Below are 22892 nucleotides of genomic sequence, written 5' to 3' on the forward strand. Positions count from 1 at the left end.
CGGTGTGCCTTTCCGGCGGTCCCCACCGCCGGAAAGGCACACCGGCGCTACAGCGCACCGGCGATGTCGTCCTCGGACAGCAGCACGGCGCTCGCGGCGGGCCCCAGCGGCACGAAGCTGTCACGGCTGGTGACCCGCCGGACCTCGCCCTCGTATCCGGCGTCGGCCAACGCGGTAACCACCCCCTCGGACACCCCGCCGCTGCGGCGGGTCTCGTCGACGACCAGCACCCGCGAAAACCGTTCGGCATGCTCGACGAGCGCCGCGACGGGCAGCGGGGCGATCCATTGCAGATCCAGAACCGTGACGTCGAGCCCGCGCGCGGCGGCCCGATGCGCGGCGCGCAGGCACATGCGGACCCCGTTCCCGAACGTCACCAGCAGTGCGTCGGTGCCGTCGCCGTAGGTCTGCACCTCGCCGGGCTGCACCGCCGCCGGATCGGGGACCTGCGCCCACAGGCCGTCGCCGTCCTCGTAGAGATCCCGCTGGTGATACAGCGCGATCGGTTCGACGAACACGCACACCCGCCCGGTGCTGCGGGCCAACTCGACGCACGTGCGCAGCAGCGCCCCGGCGTGGGCGGGGCGGCTCGGCACCGCGACCGTCAGCCCCGGGATGTCGCGCAGCACGGTGAGGGAGTTGTCGTTGTGGAAGTGCCCGCCGAAGCCCCGCTGATAGGCCAGGCCGGCGATGCGCACCACCATCGGGTTCTGGTAACTGCCGTCGGAGAAGAACTTCAGCGTCGCCGCTTCCCCGCGCAGTTGGTCCTCGGCGTTGTGCAGATAGGCGAGGTACTGGATCTCCGGGATGGGCAGCAGCCCGGCGACCGCGAATCCGAGGGCGGTGCCGAGAATCGTCTGCTCGTCGAGCAGGGTGTCGAACACGCGCAGCGGGCCGAATCGTTTTGCCAGCCCGCGGGTCACCCCGTAGACACCGCCCTTGACGGCCACGTCCTCCCCGAACACGCACACCTGCGGCATCTGCTCGAGGAGGTCGCCCAGGGTGCGGCCGACGGCCTGCGCCAGAGTGAGCGGCTCCTGAGGTACCGGACCCGGATCGTCCGGGATCCGGGGGTGGCCGTGCGTGTGGAGCGGCCGCACGACCTCTGCGACCGACGTCATCCTCGGTGGCGTTCCGAGGTCGGCGAGCACATCGCCGACGGACCGACGCGACCGCTCGTACCGCTCGAGGATCTGTTCGGGGGAGAGGATCCCGCGGCCGACGAGTTCGCGTGCGGTGCCGAGCAACGGGTCGCGCGCGTAGTCACCGGTGATCTCCGCCGGGCTGCGATAGGCCGACTCGGCATCCGATCCGGCATGCCCGAGATAGCGGACCGCTTTCAGGTGCAGGATCGCCGGCACGCGCGAGGTGCGAACGGACACAAGCATTTCCGACGCTGCGGTGAGCGCGTCGACCGGATCGGCCCCGTCCACCATCCGGTATCCGACACGCGGATACGACGCGAGTGTCCGCTCCACCCACCCGACCGGACTGCGCACGCTGATACCGAATCCGTTGTCCTCGCAGACGAACAGGATCGGCAACGGCAACCCGCGATGAGCCAGGTACGCGGCGGTGTTGAGCGCACCCACCGCCGTGGAGTGATTCACCGACGCATCCCCGAAACTGCACAACACCACCGAATCCGCGGGCCACGGACAGTCGATGCCCAGACGCGGCATCCGCGCCAGCGCCAGGGCGAGCCCGACCGCGCGCGGCAGATGCGAGGCGATCGTCGACGTCTGCGGCAGCACGTTCAGGGCCGCGTTCCCGAACACCTTGTGGCGGCCACCGGAGATGGGATCCAGCGTCGACGCGGCGCAACCGGCCAGCACGTCCCGGATCGGGGTGCTGCCGGGCACCAGTGACGATCGGGCCGCGTAGAACCCGCCCGAGCGGTAGTGCAGCAGCGCCGGATCCGTCACGCGCGCGGCCAGACCCAGTGCCGCGTTCGACTCGTGCCCGGCCGAACCGATCGTGTAGAAACCCTCCCCGCGCCGCTGCAGGTCGCGGGCCGCGAAATCGAGGTGCCGCGACTGGGCCTGGGCGTCGAAGTAGTGCAGCAGCAATTCGTCGCTCACCCGGCGGTCGGGACGATGCTCGACCGCCGGCGCCAGCGACCGCACGGTTTCGGTGAAGTACTCGTCGAGCGGTTCTGCAGGCATGTCTCCGTCGTACGCCCTCGCGTCGCGCGGCGGACCGTTTTCCGATTACCCGGTGCCGTGGCGGCGGCGCGGGGTCAACGTCGGCGCAGATCGATCGGCTGGCCGTCCGACGGGAACGGGAGCGACGTGAAGTTCATGGGTGCGACGTAGTCGGCGGGCACGTGCCAGTGATACCCGAGCAGTAGGTGGTGCAGGACCGTCTTGACCTCCGCGCTCGAGAAGTACATGCCCAGGCAACGGTGTACGCCGCCGCCGAACGGCGACCACGCGTACTTGTGGACGCGATCCTCGCGGCGCTCGGGGGAGAACCGCCCGGGATCGAATCGCTCGGGATCGGGCCACAATTCGGGCATGTGGTGGGTGTAGTGCAGTCCGACGTTGAGCAGCGTTCCGCGGGGAATGTAGTGACCGAGGATCTCGGTGTCCGCGACCGCGCGCCGCACGATCCCGGGCACCGGGGTGACCAGGCGCTGGCATTCCTTGATCACCAGATCCAGGCTCGTGAGCTCCTCGAGCTGGTCCAGGGTGGGGGTGGTGGTGCCGAGTGCTTCGGATTCCTCGCGGCACACCTGCTGCCACTCCGGGAACTGCCCGAGATACTGCATCGCGGTCGACAGGGTGATGGTCGAGGTGTCGTGCGCGGCCATCATCAGGAAGATCATGTGGTTGACCACGTCGTCGTCCGTGAAGCGTTGCCCGTCCTCGGATTCGACATGGCACAGCGCGGTGAACAGGTCGTCGCCGTTGCCGGCCCGGCGCGCGGGCAGATACCGACGGAAGAACTCCTCGAGGCGTCGGCGCCCGACGACGCCACGTCGCCAGCGCGTGCCGGGCAGCGGGTAGCGCACGATCGCGGTCGCGGCTTGTACGCATCCGATGAACGCCTTGTTGACCTCGGCCATCTCCTGGTGCGACGAGCCTTCGGCCCCGCCCATGAAGATGGATGTCGCGAGCCCGAGCGTGAGTTCCTTCAACGCGGGGTAGGCGCGGAAATCGGTTTGCGGAGACCAGTTTTCGAGCGCCGTCTCGACGGCGGGATGCAGGGATCGGGTGTATCCGGCCAGCCGGTCGCGGGTGAACGCCTGCTGCATGATGCGCCGGTGCGCGGTGTGTTCGTCGCCGTCGAGCAGCATCAGGCCGCGGTCGAAGAACGGACCGATGAGCACCCGCCAGCCCGGCCCGTTGGCCAGGGCGCGGTCGCGGTTCTGCAGGGCGGCGCCGCACGCATCGGGGCCGAGCAGCACCACCCACGGGTTCCCTGCGAACCGGAACCACGAGACCGGCCCGTATCGGCGGTAGCGGCGGTCGTTCGTCCCGATCGGGTCGCGCATGTAGTCCAGGCTGTAGCCGACGTACGGCAGGCCGCCGTCCCCGGGGACCGCGGTGAGCCCCGGAGGTGGATCGGCAAGCACCTTCGTCACGTGGATCTCCCTCGCGGAGGCGGATCTGACAGGACTCGATGTCACTTCACTGTAGCGTGATCGGCATGCCCGGAACCGGAGAATCGACGACGAGCCGGCCCGCCCGCAGATATCGCGGCCGAAGCGCCGCCGAACGTGCCGCCGAACGCCGCGAACGACTGCTCGAGGCGGGCCTGACCGTCTTCGGCGGTGAAGTGGACCCCAAGGCGACGATGACCGCCATCTGCCAGGAGGCCGGGCTCACCGAACGGTACTTCTACGAGAGTTTCACCGGCCGCGACGAGCTGCTCGTCTGCGTCGTCGAGCGGATCGCCGACGAAATCCGCGACCGCGCTCTCGCCGCCCTCGCCGAGACCGAGCACAGTCCCGAGGAACGGGCGCGAGCCGCGATCGCGGCGTTCGTCGCCGTGCTCACCGACGATCCGCGCAAGGGGCGCATCGCCGTCGTCGAATCCGCCGCGACAGAACCGCTGCGGACCCGGCGCCGCGAGTTGCTGCTGCAGTTCGCGCATCTCGTCGCGCTGGAGTCGCGGGAACTGTGGGGCGAGAGCGCGTTGCAGCCGCCGTACGACGAAGTCTCCGCGCTGCTGTTCGTCGGGGGCCTCGCCGAGGTGATGACGGCATGGCTGCGCGGCGAGGTCGACGTGACCCCCGAGCAGATCGTCGACGCCGCGACCCGCCACTACCTGGTCACGGCGCACCGATGACCGCTACGTCGACGGCGCCTGGTTGATCTGCAGCCGTGCGCCGAGAGGATCGGCGATCGTGGCCATGCGACCGAACGGCGTGTCCTCGGCCGCGCGTTCGACGGTGCCGCCGAGCCGGGTCACGGCCTCCGATGTCGCGTCGGCGTCCTCGACACCGATGTAGAGCTGCCAGAACGACGGCACACCCTCGGGGAGAAAGCCGGACGCGTCCATGATCCCGGCAATGTCGTCGCCGCCGATCTTGCCGGTCGAGTACCGGAAGTCGCCCGAGTCGCTCATCGGCTGGACGTCCCAGCCGAACACGTCCCGGTAGAAGTCGAGGGACGCGGCATAGTTGCGCGACATCGTTTCGAACCACACCGGCGCGCCGGGTTCGCTGTCGAACCCGAACCCGTGGTGCTGATCGGCCTGCCACACACCGATCACGGCGCCGGCGGCGTCGGCGAGGATCGCCATGGTGCCCTGGTCGCCGACCTTCATCGCGGGCATCAGAACCTGGCCGCCCGACTCGGCGGCCTTCCGTGCGGTGGCGTCGGCGTCGTCGGAATCGAGGTAGACCGTCCACACGTCGCCGTACGGGTTGCCCGGCTGCTGCGGACCGAGACCGGCGATCGGCGCGCCGCGGTGACTGAAGATGGTGTACCCGCCGTACTGCGGGTCCTCGTTGGTGTCGGCCTGCCAGCCGAAGAGTTCGGTGTAGAACGCGATGGCCCGTTTCGTGTCGGAACTGGTGAGATCGATCCAACCGGGTGTGCCTGTGCGGGACTGATGTTCGGCCATGACGGCCTCCTGTCTTCCTGTGGGAGCGGAGTCGTGCGAGTGGATCCGAGCGGTCGCGAACGAGGCTACGCGCGGGGTCCGACAAGTTCCGGTGAAGCGCAGATCGCACCTGGGCATGGAGGTGAGCCCGATCACGTGGCATGCTGTCGCGCATGGTAGACGTCGAACGTCCGAAACTGGAGGGGACCGTCGCGGTGGGGCGGGGGCGGCGGATCGGGTTCGCCGAGTTCGGTTCCGCGCAGGGACGCACGGTGTTCTGGCTGCACGGCACACCCGGCGCGCGCCGGCAGATCCCGGTCGAGGCCAGGGCTTTCGCCGAACACGCCAACGTCCGGCTGATCGGCATCGACCGGCCGGGAATCGGTTCGTCCACGCCGCACCGCTACGAGAACGTCCTCGCATTCACCGAGGACCTGAAGACCGTCGCCGACACCCTCGGGGTGGATCGGATGGCGGTCGTCGGGCTGTCCGGGGGTGGCCCGTACACGCTGGCCGCGGCGTACGCGATGCCCGATCGGGTCGTCGCCGCGGGCGTGCTCGGCGGGGTCGCGCCCGTCGTCGGCCCGGATGCCATCGACGGCGGGCTGATGAAGTTGGGCACGTTCGTGGCACCGCTGCTCGAGGTCGGTGGGGTGCCCGCGGGGGTCGTACTGAGTTCGCTGATCCGGCTGGTCCGCCCGCTCGGATCGCCGATCATCGACCTGTACGGCCGGGTGTCACCGGAAGCGGACCGCCGCCTGCTGGCCCGCCCCGAGTTCAAGGCGATGTTCCTCGACGACCTGCTCAACGGCAGCCGCAAGCAGATGGCCGCGCCGTTCGCGGATGTCGTGGTCTTCGCCCGCGACTGGGGTTTCCGGGTGTCCGACGTCAAGACGCCGGTGCGCTGGTGGCACGGCGACACCGACCACATCATCCCGTTCGAACACGGCCTGCACATGGTCGATCTGCTGCCCGACGCCCAGTTCCACCACCTGCCCGGGGAGAGCCACCTCGGCGGACTCGGGGTTTCGGAGGAGATCCTGCGGTCGCTGCTGGACATCTGGGACGCCGCCGCCCCGGACGACGGGACGCAACAGGACCCGGTCAGCCGGTCGTGAGGGCGCGGTCGAGCAGGTTCAACGCGACCTTCAGGTCGGCGGCGTCGACCTGCCCGGGCGCCGACGCCTTGCCGACCATCCCGAACGTCGCGGCCGAACCGAACACCTGACCGGCCAGCCGGGAGACGACGCCGAGCCCGCCCATCGCCATCGTGACGATGGGCCGGTCGGCGTGTTCCTCGTGCATCGTGCGGGTCGCGTCGAGCAGGGTCACCACGTCGGCGGCGCCGCGCGGCATCACCGCGATCTTGCAGATGTCGGCGCCCAGATCCTGCATCGCGACCAGCCGCGCGACGATCTCGTCCTTCGCGGGGGTGCCGTCGAAATCGTGGTTCGACGCGACCACCGCGACCTTCCGTGCGTGCGCCGCGGCCACGATCCGGTGGACGGCTGCCCGGTCGCGGCGGTATTCGACGTCGACCAGGTCGACGGCCCCGGATTCGGCGAGCGCGACGTTCGCGTCGGCGTACGCGTCGTCGGTCAGGTCGGCCTCGCCGCCTTCGTGCCGGGTGCGGCACGTGGCGAGCAGGGGGATCCCGCTGAGGTGCCCGGCGAGGACGCGGGCCTGCTCGACGACGCTCGCGGTGTCGGTGAGGGTGTCGAAGAAGTCCGTGCGCCATTCGACGATGTCGACGTCGACGCCGGTCAGCGCCTCGACCTGGGTACGCAGTTCGCCGGGGGTGCGACCGGTGATCGGCACGATGATCTTGGGTGTGCCCTCGCCGATCGTGACGTTCTTGACCCGGACCGGCGTGATCGCCCTGCCACCCACTGCTGACTCCCGTCGTCGACTCCGGCACCCATTCGATCAGAAGCCCGCCGGCGCCCGATGCCCGGCGCCCGATGCCCGAGCGAATGTACCGCTCGTCTCCTTCAACCGACCGAACGATACATTCGCTCGGAAAAACGGATCCGTGCCCGCCCGCACGGCAGAAATCACGATCCGCCGCGGAGTCGCTTGCTGTACGCCTCGTACAGTTCGGTCCAGCCGAGGTCGAGAGCGTCGCGCCCGACGATCGGCCCGGGGGAGCGGTGCTCCATCACCTCCTGCAGCACGTCGAGACACATGTGCCAGCCCGCGGCGAGCTCGGCCGAGGTGTCCGGCCCGGTGACGGTGTGCTGCAACGTCAGCGTGCATCCGCCGGGGCGGGGTGTGATCTCCCAGCGCAACCAGTCCTCATCCCACCGGTGTTCGAGCACGTGCGGGGTGCCCGCGGCGACGACGGTGCCGTCGAACTCGGTGGCTTCGTCGCCGTCGACGACGATCAGCGTCGCCGGCCCCACGGTGCCGAGATGCCGTTCCGGCCGGTACGGCGCCCACTGCACGACCTGCGCCGGATCGGTCAGGGCCACCCACACCACGTCCGGGAACTGCGGGAAGTCACGGCTGAACACGAGGGTCCACTGGTCGCCCGCATCGATCACCTCGGCGGACTGGAGGGGGCTCGGCCGGTAGTCGCGAATCGCCATCGGACGGTGCTCCTCGTCGCCGGAAGACGTTGTCGGTGAAGAAAACCGCGTGTCCGATTCTACCCGTCCGGCGAGGTCGGCCGTGTGGACTCGCTGCGCCGATCGATGTATTCGCAATATCCGGAGCCGGCGACCCGCCGACCCCGCCAGCGGCCGTCGAACCGGATCCCGCCGACGTATCCGGCGCCGAGCCCGTACGCCCAGTCGCCGTCGGCGTGTCCGTCGACGTGCCCGACGCCGGGAATGTCCCAGTGGAACTCGCCCGGCAGCAGCATGCGCCGCCCGTCCGGGGTGCGGACCTCACGTGCGGTGTCGATGCGCAGCCGGACACCCACCCGCACCGTCTCCATCGTCCCGGTCGCGCTGCGCAGGAACGCGGTCCGCAGCACCGGCACATCCCCCGGGCCGAGCACCGAGGTGAGCAGCAGCTGCGTGTCGTCGTCGACGCTCAGGACCTGGTAGACGAACGTGCGCACCGGCAGCCGCGCGGGGACCGCGACACCGTGCGCGTACTCGAGCGCGGCCAGACCCGTGACCGTCCGGGTTCCGTCGGGGTCGGTGAGGGTGCCCTCGTAACGGCACAGCCGGCTCGAATGCCGGTACAACCCGGGGATCGCGAAGAAGGTCGTGATCACCCCGGTCGGGTGCAGCAGCAGATCCACCGCGACCGCATCGGCCGGCCACGTGCGCTGCACCCGGACATCCGAGGCGGACACGGTCATCGACAGGTGCTCTCCGAACGACGCCGTGCCCGGCCGCAGGTCGCAGTCCCGGCGGATCGACAGCGGCGTGAATCCGGATTCGGTGGTCGCCGCGGTCGTGGACACCAGCGTCACCGAGTCACCGCCTCGATCCGGCGCGGCCGGCTGATCGAACACCACCGGCCCGGGCCGACCGGCGATGCCCATCACGCTCAGGAACCGGTGCGGGGCGGGCAGGTCGCCGATCATCACCCCGTGGTGCGCCCACCGTCCCCGCCCCACGACGGGCAGCGGCCCGCCCTCCGGTGCTCCCACGTGCTGGCCGCTGCGGCTGACCAGTGCCACCGCGCGGGCCACCGCCTCCGACGGGCCGCTCACTCGAACCACGATCGCACCGGCGGCTTCACCCACATGATCTTCTCGTCCGGGTGGGCTCGCGCGGCCGCCGGATGATCCGGATGGTTGCGCGCCCACTCGGTCTTCTCGTCGAGCAGTGCGGCCACGTAGTTCCAGGTCTCCATCGTGCGTGGGGGATGCGCGCCCGCCTCCCGCGCCAGCCGACGGCGGTAGTCGTCGGTCATCGCGAGCAACTCGGCGCCGGTGATGCCACGATCCCACGCGAAACGGGCGAGGATCACCGACTTCTCGCGGCGATTCTTCGCGGCCTGGTCGGTGTGCGCGAAATCGGGAGTGTCCATCCCTTCTCCTTCCGATCGGGGCACCGGTGTCCATCATCGGTCATCGTTGACAACGACGGGGCGACGGCTCACGCTCGAGGGAGCCACCTCCGGTCCGGAAGGACGAGCGATGCCGGCACAGACGCGCGACATTCCGCAGGGAACGCCGAGAGACGTTGCAGCGCAGGCGAAGAAGGAACCCAGGACGCCGGAGTTCGATCCCACGCTCGGAATCGCTGTCGAAGCCGAGGTGCGCGGCACGCCCCCGCACCGCATCGTGGCGCTCGGCGATTCGCTGCTGCAGGGCTTCCAGAGCGGCGCGGTGTTCCACACCGACCTCTCGGTTCCGGCGATCATCGCGTACGAACTCGGAACGCTGCGCACGTTCCGCTTCCCGCGCTACGGGGGACCGGGCGGGCTGCCGCTGAACATCGAACTGATGTTGCGCCGCCTCGAGGACCGGTTCGGCTCGTCGCTGCAACCGTGGGAGGTGCCGCTCGCGCTGTTCGACGTGCGCTCGTTCATGGACGAGGTCGAGGACTACTGGGAACGAGGCCCCGGCGCGACCGCCCCGGTCGTCGCGGCCTACCAGCACAATCTGTCCTGCTTCGGCTGGGATCTGCGCGACGCGCTGAGCCGCACCGCCCGGATCTGCGCGGACGCGATCGAGACGCCCGGCGACGATTTCCTGAACCAGGTGGTGCAGAACAACGGCGACCGCGCGGCGCTGCACGTGTATCCGCACTGGGCGCCGCCGCAATGGGAGATGACCCTGTTCGACGCGGCGGCCGCACTCGGCGACGACCACGACGGCACGACGGAGAGCGGCATCGAAACCCTCGTGGTGTTCCTCGGTTCCAACAACGCGCTCGGCACCGTCACCGACCTGCGGGTGGAGTGGAGCGGACCGGACTTCCGCGACCTCGCGAAGAAGGGGCCGTACACGATCTGGCGTCCCGAACATTTCGACGCGGAGTTCGCCGAAGTGGTGGCGCAGGTCGAACGCATCTCCGCGCGCCACGTCGTCTGGTGCACGATTCCGCACGTCACGATCGCGCCGATCGCGCGGGGCCTGGGCTCGAAGGTCGAGCACGGCTCGCGGTACTTCCCGTACTACACGCGGCCGTGGATCGACGAGCGGCGATTCGACGCCACGCGGGATCCGAACATCACCGGCGCGCAGGCCGCCGTCGTCGACGCGGCGATCGACCTCTACAACACCACCATCACGCGGGTCGTCGCCGAGGCCCGCGCGGGAACGTCCGGCCCGCCGCGGGACTGGTATCTGCTCGACGTGTGCGGCCTGCTCGAGCGGCTCGCGTTGCGCCGCTACATCGACGACGTGCAGGCCCGCCCGGCGTGGTGGACGCCCTATCCCTTGCCCGCGGCCCTGGCCGCGCTCGATCCGGTGCCCGATTCGCGGTTCCTCACCGCGGACGGTCGCGGGGGACGCGCCACCGGCGGGTTCTTCTCCCTCGACGGAGTGCATCCGACGACGGTCGGCTACGGGATCCTCGCGCAGGAGATCATGACGATCATGGCGCAGGCCGGCGTCGAGTTCCGTCACCCCAGCGGGGAGTTGCGAACCGGGCCGATCACCGTCGACTGGGAACGGCTCATCCGCCGCGACACCCTGATCCGGACACCACCGCAGAACATCGATTCGACGTTGTCGATTCTGGGGTGGGCCGACGAGGTCGCCGACCTGGCCGGCCGCGCCCTGGGCATCAGGTTGTGACGCCGGTCCGGCGCGGGATCAGGACCCCGTGCCCGTACCACCGGCAGATCTCGAGGGCTGCGGTGAGCGTGAACGGGTCGATGTCCTCGAGATCGCGTCGGAGTTCCTCGGTGGCCTGCTGAATCCGGTACCGGATCGTGTTGCGGTGCAGGTTCATCCGCGCTGCCGTGGTCGCGGGGCTGCGATTGCAGGACAGGTGCACCCGCAGGGTTTCGCGCAGTTCGGCGGCGCGATCGGTGTCTTCGGCGAGCGGGCCCAGCATGCCGGCGACGAAAGTGCGCATCTCCGTGAGATCCCCGGCGAGCATCGCGACCGGCGCGATCTCCGCGTACCACACCAGCGCCGGTGCCTCCGGCACCGCGGTGCTCGTCAGTGCCTTGACGGCGGCCGCCTGCCGATGCCCGGCACGGAATCCCTCGATACCGCTCCCCGGGAGTCCGACCGCAACGCGCAACGGCACGTCGGCCGCCTCGATCGCGGCCCGCAGACGCTCGATCACGTCGACGACATCACCATGCAGGGCGAGCCACGCGTTCATCGCGAGCGGTTCGGTATGCACCGCGAGCGTGGCCGCGCCCGGAGCGACCTCGGTGAGCAGTTGCTGGACCGCCGTTGCGACATCGGGGAAGGGCGATCGTTTCGATTCCGGAATCCACAGCGCCATCGCCAGGTGCATGCCGTCGAGCGGATACTCGAGTGCGCCGGCCTGTTCGGCGTCGGTCACCGCGCCGGTCAGTATCTGGCTGATCCAGTACTGGGTCAGACCACTGCGGCTGGCGATCCACCGTTCCCGCTCCTCCTCGTAGGCGAGGGTGACGCGCTCGGAGAGGTGGTCGATGAAGGCGGCGGTCTTGCTGACCGCGGCCCGCAACGCGACCCGGTTGTCGGCCGGGGCGGCATCGTCGGCCACGTCCATGCACATGCTGGTGAAGCGCGCCTGACCGATCCGGTAGGCGCGCAGCAGGTGCGCAAGCGACCCGCCCCGGCGGGCCAGTTCCCGTGCCAGCGCGAGTGCCTCGGGGGGAGGGTCGACCGCCGACGGATCGGTGCCCTCGAGCAGGGCTGTCATCAGCACCGTGGTGTTCTCGGCGATGCTGGCCAGCAGCAGAGCGCGGTCTCGCTCGGTGCTCGCTATCTCGGGGATCTCGGCGCCGGTGAGTTCCGCAGTTTCGGCGACGAAGGCATCACGGCGCGCCACGACGGCGTCGGCGATGTACCGGGCCGCCTCCTGCTGTTCCTGGTCGGTCCAGTCGACGAACACCGACGCCATCGGGTGGCCTCCCCAATCTCGAATCGCGTGGCGCACCGCGATCGGCGCGGGTGTCGAATCTACCCGCTGGGTGTGCCGGGCCCGCTCCGAACCGCCGCCCCGGCACGGGTCAGGTCAGATTCACGACGTGCGCGTGCGAAGCGACGGCGTCCTGCAGCTTCTTCCGGGAAAGGGTGCGTGGGCCGCACGCGCATCCGGCGGGGATGGCATCGTCCTCGAACTGTGTCGCCTCCAGGGTGTCGACGAATTCCGAATCGAGCTTGTCGCCGTGGTGGCCGGTGGCTTCCCGATCGCGGGAACCGCGCCCACCCGGGCCACTGGCCGAGACCACCACCGGTCCTTCGGTCGTCTTGTAGACCGCGGCGACGGTGTGGCTGGCCGGACATCGCACCTTCAGCACCGCTTGTTCTGTGCGCGAGGGTCCGAGTTCCTTCACGGCCGCGAGGGCCTTCCGGCGGCGTTCGGGGGGTGGGGTTTCGGCGATGTTCATGTTCCTATTCCACCCCACCGGCCGCCGCGATCCCACCGGTTCGGCATAACCGATCTTGAACCGGCATCAAACGATTCCGTCGGTGAGGTGGTTCGGTGTCCCGAAGCGGTGCGCGGTGATCGAGACCGACTGTTCCCTCAGGAACGGCAGCATTTCGAGCCGGCCGGACTCGGTGACCCGATTGTGGTACACCGCAGTTCCGGGACGCCCGTACAGGTTTTCGGCGAGCGCGCGGGTGTCGCCGCCGATCAGCCGGATGCGGTCCGGGGCAGGCCTGCCGATCCGGTTCAGCCACGCCGCATCCGTCTCGATCGCCAAAGATGTCACGAAAGTCCCTATCACGCGGGTTGTTTGGCGAGACAGCGGCGCCGTGGTGGACACGTCGACGGATGCGCCGCACCGGGCGGCGGCACCGAGCACCCGCAGCAACTCGACCGCGGTCCCGCGCGCGCCGAGCCGGACGTGCACCCGCACCGGGCGGTACCGGAACAGATTCCGTTCGGCGGTCAATGCACTCACGTCGCGGGCGAGGGAGAACTCGGTGCGCCACACGCGGGCGTCGCTCGCGAACGACCGGCGCAGGAACTCGCGCTCGGCTTCCGACAGCCCGGCCGCGTCGAGAAGAAGCGCCGGGACGCCGTCCACGGTCTCGTCGACAGGGCTGTGCGGCGCCGGTTCCCACGACCCGAAACCGACGAGATAGTTCGGGCCCCCGGCCTTGAACCCGGCCCCGACCGACGACCGTTTCCAGCCGCCGAACGGCTGCCGACGCACGATCGCGCCCGTGATGCCGCGGTTGACGTACAGGTTCCCGGCCTCGACCCGGTCCAGCCACAGCGCGATCTCCTCGGAGTCGAGACTGTGCAGCCCCGCCGTCAGCCCGAAGTCCACCCGGTTCTGGAGCGCGATCGCCTCGTCGAGGTCGCGGGCCGTCATGATGCTCAGCACCGGCCCGAAGAACTCGACGAGATGGGCGCGAGAACCCGGCCGCACACCGATTCGGACACCGGGGCTCCACAACTGCCCCGACTCGTCGAGGCGCTGCGGGGCGACGAGCCACGATTCCCCCGGACCCAGGGTGGTGAGCGCGTCGAGCAACTTGCCGCGGGCCGGCTCGACGAGCGGCCCCATCCGGCTGCGCGGATCGTCGGCGCGGCCCACAGGCAGCGACGTCACCGCGTCGACGAGCTGATTGCGGAACCGGCGCGACGACGCGACCGACCCGACGAGGATCACCAACGACGCCGCCGAGCACTTCTGCCCCGCGTGCCCGAACGCCGACTGCACGACATCGCGCACCGCGAGATCCAGATCGGCGCTCGGTGTCACCACGATCGCGTTCTTGCCGCTGGTCTCGGCGAGCAACGGCAGATCGGGCCGGAACGACCGGAACAGCTCCGCCGTCTCGTAGGCGCCGGTGAGCACCACCCGGTCCACGCGCGGATCCGCGATCAACTGCCGCCCCAGATCATGGTCGGCGAGCCGCACGAGATGAAGCACGTCGCGGGGCACCCCCGCCGCCCACATCGCCTCGGCCAGCACCGCGCCGCAGCGGGCGGTCAGCGCCGCCGGTTTGAGCACCACCGCCGATCCCGCGGCCAGCGCCGCCAGCGTCGATCCGGCAGGGATCGCGACCGGGAAGTTCCACGGCGGCGTCACCACGGTCAGGGCGGACGGCACGAACCGGGCGCCGTCGACGGCGTCGAGGTCGCGGGTCCGATCGGCGTACCAGCGGGCGAAGTCGATCGCCTCGGACACCTCCGGGTCGGCCTGGTCGACAGTCTTACCGGCCTCGGACACCATCACCTCGACGAGCTCGCCGCGCCGGCATTCGAGCTCGTACGCGACCCGTTCCAGAACCTCCGCGCGGTCGCTGCCCGCGCGGAGGCCCCACTCGCGGCCGTGCGCGGTGGCGGTCGCCAGCAGGTCGTCGAGCTGGTCGGCCGTGCGGATCGTGTGTGCCGCGACCGCGGCGGCACCCAGCCGGGAGCCGGCCGCACGCCCGAGGATCTGCCGGGCCCACGTGCGGTTCGCGGGCAGCGACGGATCGGTGTCGGGCGTGTTCGCGAACTCCGGGCCGGGCGGCTCGAGCGGACCCACCAGCCGGTTCTGGGTGCGGTTCGGAGGGGGGACGGAACCGTCCACGTCCGCCAGGGACGCCAGGAACCGCTGCTTCTCGCGTTCGAACAACGACTCGTCCTCGTGCAGCGCGAAAACCGCCGACATGAAGTTGTCCTGGCCCGCACCCTCCTCGAGCCGCCGCACCAGATACGCGATCGCCACGTCGAACTCGTCCGGATGCACCACCGGCGTGTACAGCAGGATCCCGCCGACGTGGCGGCGCACCACCTCGGCCTGGCTGTGCGCCATCCCGAGCAACATCTCGAACTCGACGCCGTCACGGACCCCGCGTTGCCCGGCGAGCAGCCACGCGTGCGCGACGTCGAACAGGTTGTGACCGGCGACGCCGATCCGCACGTTGGCGATGCGGTCGGGCTCGAACGCGTAGTCCAGCAGACGCTTGTAGTGCGTATCCGTCTCCTGCTTCGAACCCCAGGTCGCGAGCGGCCAGCCGTGCAGCGACGCCTCGACACGTTCCATCGGAAGATTCGCGCCCTTGACGACCCGCACCTTGATCGGCGCCCCGCCCCGCGTCCGCCGCGCCGCGGACCAGTCCTGCAACCGGATCATCGCCGCCAGCGAATCCGGCAGATAGGCCTGCAGGACGATGCCCGCCTCCAGGTGCGCGAACTCCGGCCGGTCCAGGATCTTCATGAACACCGCGATCGTCAGGTCCAGGTCGCGGTACTCCTCCATGTCCAGATTGATGAACTTCGGGGAAGGGGAGGTCGCGGCCAGGTGGTACAGCGGCACCAGTCGCTCGACCACGTCGTCGACCGTCTCGTCGAACGCCCACGGTGAATGCGGCGCGACCGCCGCCGACACCTTGATCGACACGTAGTCCACGTCGTCGCGGGCCAGCAGCGCGCGGGTGCCGGCGAGCCGGCGGTCGGCCTCGCGTTCCCCGAGCACCGCCTCCCCGAGCAGATTCAGGTTCAGCCGCACCCCGTCGCGACGCAGCCGCGCGATCGCGCGCCCGAGCCGCGCGTCGCTCGCATCGACCACGAGATGCCCGACCATCGCGCGCAGCGCCCGCCGCGCCGCGGGCACCACCACGTGCGGCAGGGCGGGACCGAGCGTGCCGCCGGCCCGGATCGCGGCGCGCAGGTGCGCGGGCAGGAAGGCCGGAAGGTCCCGGGACAGGTGCGCGAGATTGCGCGCGGCGACCCGCGGATCCTCGGGCCGGATCACCCCGTCGATGAACGCGACCGTGAACTCGAGGCCGTGCGGGTCCTTCAGAACCGCGGCGAGCTGTTCGGCGCCGCGGTCCGGCGGGACCGTCGCGGCCTCGGCGATCCACCGTCGCACCAGGGCGACGGTCTCGTCGGCGAGCGAGCCACTGTGGATTCGGGGCTCGTGCGTGCTGTCGGTCATGGCAAACCTCCCGCGTCCAGCACCATTGTGGCCGCAACCGCGCGAGGCGGGCGGTGTTGCGCTCATGTCCCACACCCTCGTGTCACACAACACCGGGCCGAATCGTCACACCTCCACGAGGACGAATCCGATTCGAGAAGGTGATGGTCATGCGAGTCTTCGTGGCAGGTGGATCCGGGGTGCTCGGGCAACGGCTGGTGCCGCAGCTCGTGGCGCGAGGTCATCAGGTGACGGCGACGACGACCGGCCCCGGCAAACTCGCTCTGCTCCGGCAGCTCGGTGCCGATGCGGTCGTGATGGACGGACTGGACGCGGACTCGGTGGCGGCGGCGGTGGCCTCCGCCCGGCCCGATGCGATCGTCCACCAGATGACCGCGATCTCCGCGGCGCACTCGGGCAAACCCGATATGAAGCACTTCGACCGGTGGTTCGCGACGACCATCCGGTTGCGGACCGAAGGCACCGATCACCTGCTGGCCGCGGCCGAGGCGAACGGCATGCCGCACGTCGTCGCACAGAGCTATGCGAGCTGGAACGGCATCCGCACGGGCGGATGGGTGAAGACGGAAGAGGATCCGCTGGATCCGGAGGAGGGGACGAAGGCGCGCCCGGGCGCCGATGCGATCCGCTACGTCGAGGACCGGGTCCTCGAGGCGGGCGGGGCGGCACTGCGGTACGGCGGGCTCTACGGTCCCGGCGCGAGCGACGATCAGGTCGAACTCGTCCGCAAACGGCAGTTCCCGCTCGTCGGCGGCGGCACCGGATACAGCTCGTGGGTGCACCTCGACGACGCGGCGAGCGCGACCGTGCTGGCGGTCGAACAGCACGCGAAGGGCATCTACAACATCGTCGACGACGAACCCGCCCCGGCGGGGGAGTGGCTGCCGTATCTGGCCGCCTGCGCGGGCGCGAAACCCCCGATGCGGGTACCGCGATGGCTCGCCCGGCTGCTGGCGGGCGATGTGGCGGTGACGATGATGACCGAGGGGCGCGGGTTCTCCAACGCCAAGGCCAAGCGGGAACTCGGCTGGGAGTTGCGGTATCCGTCGTGGCGTCAGGGTTTCCGGGACGGTCTGTTCTGAGCGGAGTCCGTCCTGGAGAAACAGGTATGCCCTGCGGGTATTTCGGCCGTCGCCGCATCGCGCGGAAAACGACATGGTGGGACGTGTCCCCACCCGTTCGATCGAAGGTCCCCATGCCTCTCCGACACGGATCGCCGGTCACCCGTACCGATGGTCACCCCGCAACGATGTCCTGGTCCACTGTTCACGTCGATGCCCGGGCGGAGGTGTGCGGCGTCCTCGGCCGGGGAGCACCGGTGGTCTTCGTGCCCGGATATGGATTGACGCCCTGGATCTACCGGCATGCCCTGGCCGGGCTGGCCCGCACCGTACGGGTCTTTGCCCCGGCGATTCCTGCCTTCGCGGCAGTGCCGGGCAAATCCCTCGATGAGCGGACCGTGGCGGAAGGCGCGGCCTGGCTCGGTCGGTTCCTCGATGCTGCCGGACTCGGTTCGGTGACCCTGGTCGGGCACTCGTTCGGCGGGGCACTTGCGATCCGCGCCGCCGCTGTTCTTCCGGATCGGGTGGCCCGGCTCGTTCTCGTGAACCCGGTGGACGGAGGACCGTGGCCGGACGTCGGTGGAGCGGTGACCCCGCTCGGCGACGGATCACCGCGGGAGCGGGGGACGGCACTGGAGGAGGCGTTGGTGCGACGGATGCTCGCTTCGGTCGATACGCCGCGCCGCACCGTCACCACGGACGGTGATCCGGCACCCGAATTGCGCACCGACTCCATCCCGCGGGGCCTGGACCTCGACGAATCTCTGGATCGGCTGGCGCAACAGCGTCTGCCGGCAGCGCTCGTGTGGAGCCACGACGATCAGCTGGTCCCGCGGGCGAGTGTCGAATCGCTCCGCGCGTGCCTGGGCGGAACGTCGGTGTTCACCGTCGCAGGCGGGCACGGGTGGCCGATCGCCGACCCGGAATGTTTCGGTCACACGATGCAAACCGTCCTGGACCGTCTCCCCCTCGAGGTCGTCGTCTCGTGAGCGGCTAATCGGCGATCGGGAGGGGACTGCGCAGCGCCTCCAGCGACGCGATCTGCTCGGGCGACCACGGCCGCGCCGCGGAGCGGCCGTCCCCGACCTGCACGAGCGTCACCGACATATCCGCCGCGAGTGACCCGCCCTGCTCGATTCCTGCCCGCAGCGTCACCGAGGTGGTGCCGATCCGTGTCACTTCGATGTCCAAGTGCGCTTCCTCGGTGAACAGTTCGCGCGAAAAGTTGCTGTTCACGTTGACGACGACGATGTCCGTGACCGGATCGAAGCCGTCGAGCGTGTCGGCCAGCACGCGGTTCCACGCACCCGTCGCTGCTTCGAGCGCGCAGTAGTGCGGCACGTGCCGGCGGATATGCTCGGACGCGTCCGCGGGCGCGTGATTGTGCAGGGTGACGGTGACGCGAGGCATGTTCACGGACACTACCGAGCGTCGTGGAGCCCGGCCCGGGCAGGTCAGGACGGGCGCACGGTCAGTACCTGCGAGGCGGTGCCGATCGGCCCGTGGACGTCGTGGATGACGCTGCTCGTCAGCCCGAGACCGGTCGGCCCGAACGAGACGGTGGTGTCGAACCCGAGCCACTCGCCGCGCGGCTCGGCGAAGAAATGCGCGGTCAGGTCGATGTTGGGGAACGCGATGTCCTTCGGATGGGCGCGCACGGTCATGCCGTTGGCGATGTCGAGGAGGCCTGCCGCCCCGGCGACCGCGCTGATGTCCTCACCGGCGACCAGGGGGAGCGGGGTGCGTACCCAGTACGACGCCCGGCCCGGCTCGACCTGCCGGCGGCGCACCTGCGCGGACTCGATGAATCCGCCGGGCCACACCGACGTCGGATCCCCTCCTCCATCTCCTCGGGCGGGGCGATCCGCGCGAGCGACGTTCCTTCGAGTTCGGTGGTCGGGCGGGTCTGCATCAGCCAGGCGCGCAGGCGCACGGCGGCGCGGCCTCCGTGTGCGAGGACGGCCTCGACGAGTTCGATGGTGCGGCCGGGACGCAGGACGGCGACCTGCACCTCGACCTCGTCGATGGGGAGCGTGCCCAGGATGTCGTAGGAGAGCCGGCCGATGGCAAGCCCGTCGTCGCGGCGGGCGTCGCGGTCGAGTTCGACGGCGTGCGCCATCAGCCCGAGGGCCGGTGCGATGTGCTGTTCGTTCGTTTCCCACGCGCCGCCGACGTGATGCGTGGCCCGGAAGGTGGTCGGCCCGGTTCGTTCGAAATAGCTCATCGGCAACTCCTCGTGCGTTTGCTCCATGCAATCACGCGCGCCGCGCTGACGCGCCGGTGTGCCTTTCTGGCGGCTCCCACCGCCACTTCTGCACACCGGCGCATCAGCGCCGCGGAGAGCTGAACTCCTTCAGGTAGGGAGGGTTTCGAGGGCGGCGACGACCTCGGCGGTCGAGGACGCCTCGGGCAGGGTCACTTCGAGCCGGGCGGGCCGATACTCGTCGGCGTGCACCGCCAGCAGGTACCGGCCGGGATAGGGCGTGCCGACGGTGAAGCTGCCGTCGGGTCCGGACAGGATCGCGATCTCCGGCATCGGCCCCGGACCCGTCACCACGACGATGCGGGCGAACGGGACCGGGGTGTTTCCGCAGCGGACGATGCCTCGAATCACGCCTTCCACGCCTTCAATCGGTCGAAGACCGGGCCGGTGATACGGACACCGGAGTTCACCGGCACTCCCGGTGAGACGCCGTTGGTATGGATCCCGAAGGCGTGCCGTTGGCCGTTCACGAGGCGATACACGGCGCTGCCGCTCTGACCGCCGAACGTGTCGACCTCGTAGAAGATCCGTTGTGCAGCAACCGAAGACAGCCTCCGCGAGTGATACCACTGCGTGCCGGTCGGCTTGTCGCCCGGATAACCGGTGATGTTGGCGATCGACGACAGGAGGGTGTTGTCGTCGTAGACGCCGAATCCCAGCCAGCCGGTTCGGTCGCCGAGATTCGTGGGAAGGATGAGTGCCCCGATGTCCCAGTTCGAGTCGCCGTTCTGCGTCCAGCCCTGCACCGACCGCAGGCTACTTCCGCTCGCCCGGACGGAACCGAACGGCAGCGACGAGCCGTTGCGGCCGGGCATCACCGTCACCGAACGCACCCAGCCGGAACCGGGCCCGCTGCCCTGCGCGAACACGCAGTGCCCGGCGGTGATGACGGTGTGCGGACCGATGAAGAAACCGGTGCCGCTCGCAAACGAGCCGTTGGACAGCTCGATGAGCAGGTACGAGTGGACACGCCACGGGTAGACGGTCGTGTCACCGATCTGGACGCGATCGTCGGGGAAGATGACGGATTCGAGTGCGGGCTGTCCTGCCGGCGCGGGACCCCACGTGGCTTCGGCCGCGTCCGGCGGATTCATCCGCAGTAGTTCCTGCAGGTCGGTTCCGGGGGCGGCGGGGGTTCCGGAGTAGCCGGCGAGCTGCTCCGCACCCGACCCTGCGAGGTCGGCGAGCGCACCGGCCGGCCCCGCGGACGGCGGGGACTGCACGAGGTCGGATTCGGGGATGGTGAGCGATACGGGTGAGGTTTCCGCCGACGGGTCGGAGGTGGTGACGGCACCATTGTGGGCGGCGGGAAGGGTTGCGGTCATCGTGGTCTTCCTGACTGTCGGTACCGCGACGAACTGCGGTACTGCCGGGTGGGGGACAGTTCGAGGATGGGATCGGACGAGCGCGGGCACACGCGTAGCCGACTACGCGAATTCGTGACGATCGCAACCACGGTTGTGGGTACTTCCGCATTCCGCGAATACGCGGTTGATCCAGCGCGTGAACGGCTGTCACGATCGCACTCGTGACCGGGCAAGGATCCTCTCTCGCCGTGCGTACGGCGGGCTCGGTGTGTCCGTACCTGACCGGATCGCGATCCGGCCGATGGAGATGGGCGCCGGGTGGATCCCGGCCGGAACTGTCAATCCGGTTCTGTTGCAATGGAAAGCGCTACGTACGTATCGACCGGAGCGGCATCGGAAGTTACATACCGTGTCCGCCCTCTGCGGTCGGGTCCGAGGGCTGCCTGCCGGCGACGGATATGCGGGCCAGGAATGTCGACACCACGGATGCAAACTCGTCCGGACATTCGACTTGCGGCATATGGCCGATCCCTCGGAATACGTGAGTTTCCGCGTGGGGGTACAGATTCGGAACGGCATCGAGGTGATGCGCCGGCAGGATTCGGTCCTTGTCACCCCACACGACGAGCGTCGGCCGGGGGTGCCTCCCGGCTGCGGCGACGAGATCGCGTCGCCAAGTCGTTCCGAATCCTCGCATTCCGCACAGCGATCGAGCCGTCTCGAACACCACATCGCCCGGACCGGACTGTCGGGCGATGTCGATCGCGTGGTCGATTCGCTCCTCGGTCACCAAGCGGGGGTCGGCGAAGAGGTGACGTTCGACGAAGATTGCGCCGAGTCGACTGGTATCCCGGGTGGAGAGCCGGCCGAGGCCCGGCACCGAGATCATCCGAATGAGCGCGGTGACCTCGGATCCGAAGCCTGCACTGTCGACCAGCACCAAACTCGCAACATGATCCGGTGAGAGGGCGGCGATCTGTTGCGCCACCGCCCCGCCCAGCGAGTTGCCCACGAGATGTACGGGCCTCTGTTCCCCGAGGAAATCGAGAGTCTCCAGGACGCCTCGGGCGAACACCTCGAGCGTGCTCGGCTCCGGTATCCGGGCGGAATACCCGAACCCCGGGAGGTCGAGACCGATCACGCGGTAGTCCCTCGACAACCGTGAATACTGGGGCGACCAGTCGTCGAGGCTGCGCGCCAGGCCGTGCAACAACAGCACCGGTGGATGCTCGGGATCTCCCTCGATTCGGATCCGGGTGGGGCGGCCGTCGACGGAGACGATTGTGGGGGAACTCGTGCGTTCACGTCCCGACGCGACAGTACCGACCGGGCGGTGACCGTCGGTGAACCGGAGCGCGGGATCGTCGATCCGTCCGGTGAGCCGCCGGCGGTCGAACGCGTAATCGTGCACCACGGTCCAGGGGCCGTCCGAGCCCTGCTTCGGGAACAGGTCCCGACCGCGGCGCATGTAACCGGACTCGAGGTTGAAGTACGGTTTCCTGGTCTGGGCCGGGCCGTCGGCGACCGGGGTAACCGTGCTGTAGCCGTGACGGTCCATATGGGCGAGCAGCCTGCACAGATGATCGGCGACGAGATCGACCTTGAGCGTCCAGGACGTATTGGTGTAGCCGATCACGAATGCGAAGTTGGGTACGCCCTCGAGCATCACGGCCTTGTAGGCCAAGCGGTCGGCCACGTCGATCTCGTCGTCGTCGACAGACAGGGAGATTCCGCCGAACGGAAGCAGGTTCAAACCCGTGGCAGTGACGATGATGTCCGCCTCGAGTTCGGCTCCGGATTCGAGCCTGATCCCGTGCTCGGTGAATCGCATGATGTGCTCGGTGACGACCGATGCGGCGCCCCCCGAGATGGCCTTGAAGAGGTCCCCGTCCGGGGCCACGCACAGCCGCTGGTCCCAGGGTTCGTATCGCGGCTTGAAGTGGGTGTCGACCGCATACCCCTCCGGAAGCATCTTCCGGTTGAGGAAGCGGAGAATGCGCCGCACCCCCTCGGGGTGGTGTCGGCTGGAGGTGTAGATCATCCGGAGCAGGCCGATGTTCTTGCGGCGGGTGATGCGAAAGGCGACACGGCTGGGCAGTAGTCGGCGCAGACCGTTTGCGATCGGGTCCCTGCGAGGGAAGGGGAGAACGAAGGAGGGAGAACGTTGCAGCATCGTCACGTGAGAGGCGCGGTCGGCCAGTGCCGGGATCATCGTCACCGCCGTGGCGCCGCTTCCCACGACGACGATCT

At 69.4% G+C, this 22892-nt stretch carries 19 protein-coding genes and 1 pseudogene; 5 read left to right on the forward strand and 15 right to left on the reverse strand.

Features of this window, described 5'->3' with window-relative positions; genetic code table 11:
* Window positions 1-47: 47 nt before the first annotated feature.
* Together ACWDTS_RS13260 and ACWDTS_RS13265 are read right to left on the reverse strand one after the other, a co-directional pair.
* Window positions 48-2165 (reverse strand): thiamine pyrophosphate-dependent enzyme, encoded by a 2118-nt coding sequence (locus tag ACWDTS_RS13260; protein WP_450108351.1) that lies wholly within the window; start codon window positions 2163-2165, stop codon window positions 48-50.
* A gap of 74 nt (window positions 2166-2239) precedes the next feature.
* A complete protein-coding gene (locus ACWDTS_RS13265) occupies window positions 2240-3586 on the reverse strand; it encodes a cytochrome P450 (protein WP_450108352.1) in 1347 nt (448 codons plus the stop codon).
* A 65-nt stretch (window positions 3587-3651) separates the two neighbouring features.
* Between ACWDTS_RS13265 and ACWDTS_RS13270 the strand changes: the two genes are divergently transcribed.
* Complete coding sequence (locus ACWDTS_RS13270) at window positions 3652-4293, forward strand: TetR/AcrR family transcriptional regulator (RefSeq protein WP_450108353.1); 642 nt, start codon at window positions 3652-3654, stop codon at window positions 4291-4293.
* A 3-nt stretch (window positions 4294-4296) separates the two neighbouring features.
* Here the strand turns inward: ACWDTS_RS13270 and ACWDTS_RS13275 are convergent, their stop codons facing one another.
* Window positions 4297-5073: a VOC family protein gene (locus ACWDTS_RS13275; RefSeq protein WP_450108354.1), complete on the reverse strand. Its 777-nt coding sequence runs from the start codon at window positions 5071-5073 to the stop codon at window positions 4297-4299.
* 152 nt (window positions 5074-5225) lie between these two features.
* Between ACWDTS_RS13275 and ACWDTS_RS13280 the strand changes: the two genes are divergently transcribed.
* Entirely contained in the window at window positions 5226-6170 is a 945-nt protein-coding gene (locus ACWDTS_RS13280) for an alpha/beta fold hydrolase (protein ID WP_450108355.1), read from the forward strand.
* On the opposite strand, the gene aroD is transcribed toward ACWDTS_RS13280, so the two are convergent.
* From aroD to ACWDTS_RS13300, 4 genes are all read right to left on the reverse strand, one after another.
* A complete protein-coding gene (gene aroD, locus ACWDTS_RS13285; protein WP_450108356.1) occupies window positions 6157-6942 on the reverse strand; it encodes a type I 3-dehydroquinate dehydratase in 786 nt (261 codons plus the stop codon). The two genes, ACWDTS_RS13280 and aroD, sit on opposite strands and share 14 nt — an antisense overlap.
* Before the next feature lie 164 nt (window positions 6943-7106).
* On the reverse strand, window positions 7107-7640 hold the full coding sequence (locus ACWDTS_RS13290) for an SRPBCC family protein (RefSeq protein WP_197256408.1): 534 nt from the start codon (window positions 7638-7640) through the stop codon (window positions 7107-7109).
* A 59-nt stretch (window positions 7641-7699) separates the two neighbouring features.
* On the reverse strand, window positions 7700-8719 hold the full coding sequence (locus ACWDTS_RS13295; RefSeq protein WP_450118310.1) for a DUF6670 family protein: 1020 nt from the start codon (window positions 8717-8719) through the stop codon (window positions 7700-7702).
* Window positions 8716-9039: a hypothetical protein gene (locus tag ACWDTS_RS13300; RefSeq protein WP_197256413.1), complete on the reverse strand. Its 324-nt coding sequence runs from the start codon at window positions 9037-9039 to the stop codon at window positions 8716-8718. The genes ACWDTS_RS13295 and ACWDTS_RS13300 overlap by 4 nt, the downstream gene beginning before the upstream one ends.
* 109 nt (window positions 9040-9148) lie before the next feature.
* On the opposite strand from ACWDTS_RS13300, the gene ACWDTS_RS13305 reads away from it, so the two are divergent.
* The gene (locus ACWDTS_RS13305) at window positions 9149-10756 is read left to right on the forward strand and encodes a hypothetical protein (protein ID WP_450118311.1); all 1608 of its coding nucleotides are present in this window, start codon (window positions 9149-9151) and stop codon (window positions 10754-10756) included.
* Here ACWDTS_RS13305 and ACWDTS_RS13310 read toward each other — a convergent pair.
* The 3 genes from ACWDTS_RS13310 to ACWDTS_RS13320 all read right to left on the reverse strand — a co-directional run bounded on the left by ACWDTS_RS13310 (window position 10746) and on the right by ACWDTS_RS13320 (window position 16011).
* A complete protein-coding gene (locus tag ACWDTS_RS13310) occupies window positions 10746-12026 on the reverse strand; it encodes a PucR family transcriptional regulator (protein WP_197256416.1) in 1281 nt (426 codons plus the stop codon). The genes ACWDTS_RS13305 and ACWDTS_RS13310 overlap by 11 nt on opposite strands.
* A 109-nt stretch (window positions 12027-12135) precedes the next feature.
* Window positions 12136-12516, reverse strand: coding sequence for a hypothetical protein (locus ACWDTS_RS13315; RefSeq protein WP_197256418.1), 381 nt, complete (start codon window positions 12514-12516; stop codon window positions 12136-12138).
* 66 nt (window positions 12517-12582) lie between these two features.
* Window positions 12583-16011 (reverse strand): proline dehydrogenase family protein, encoded by a 3429-nt coding sequence (locus tag ACWDTS_RS13320; RefSeq protein ID WP_450118312.1) that lies wholly within the window; start codon window positions 16009-16011, stop codon window positions 12583-12585.
* A gap of 149 nt (window positions 16012-16160) precedes the next feature.
* Between ACWDTS_RS13320 and ACWDTS_RS13325 the strand changes: the two genes are divergently transcribed.
* A complete protein-coding gene (locus ACWDTS_RS13325) occupies window positions 16161-17093 on the forward strand; it encodes an NAD-dependent epimerase/dehydratase family protein (RefSeq protein ID WP_197256420.1) in 933 nt (310 codons plus the stop codon).
* A 167-nt stretch (window positions 17094-17260) separates the two neighbouring features.
* Window positions 17261-18061, forward strand: coding sequence for an alpha/beta fold hydrolase (locus ACWDTS_RS13330; RefSeq protein ID WP_197256422.1), 801 nt, complete (start codon window positions 17261-17263; stop codon window positions 18059-18061).
* A 4-nt stretch (window positions 18062-18065) separates the two neighbouring features.
* Here the strand turns inward: ACWDTS_RS13330 and ACWDTS_RS13335 are convergent, their stop codons facing one another.
* From ACWDTS_RS13335 to ACWDTS_RS13355, 5 genes and pseudogenes are all read right to left on the reverse strand, one after another.
* Entirely contained in the window at window positions 18066-18482 is a 417-nt protein-coding gene (locus ACWDTS_RS13335) for an acyl-CoA thioesterase family protein (RefSeq protein WP_248673692.1), read from the reverse strand.
* Window positions 18483-18526: 44 nt separating this feature from the next.
* Window positions 18527-19296 (reverse strand): annotated as a pseudogene (locus ACWDTS_RS13340) (thioesterase family protein).
* A 129-nt stretch (window positions 19297-19425) separates the two neighbouring features.
* The gene (locus ACWDTS_RS13345; RefSeq protein ID WP_197256428.1) at window positions 19426-19686 is read right to left on the reverse strand and encodes a peptidase associated/transthyretin-like domain-containing protein; all 261 of its coding nucleotides are present in this window, start codon (window positions 19684-19686) and stop codon (window positions 19426-19428) included.
* Entirely contained in the window at window positions 19683-20660 is a 978-nt protein-coding gene (locus ACWDTS_RS13350; RefSeq protein WP_450118313.1) for a trypsin-like serine peptidase, read from the reverse strand. The genes ACWDTS_RS13345 and ACWDTS_RS13350 overlap by 4 nt, the downstream gene beginning before the upstream one ends.
* 382 nt (window positions 20661-21042) lie before the next feature.
* Window positions 21043-22892 (reverse strand): alpha/beta fold hydrolase (locus tag ACWDTS_RS13355; protein WP_450118314.1); only part of this gene is annotated, 1850 nt, incomplete at its 5' end.

The sequence above is a fragment of the Rhodococcus sp. NPDC003383 genome (assembly GCF_053589115.1).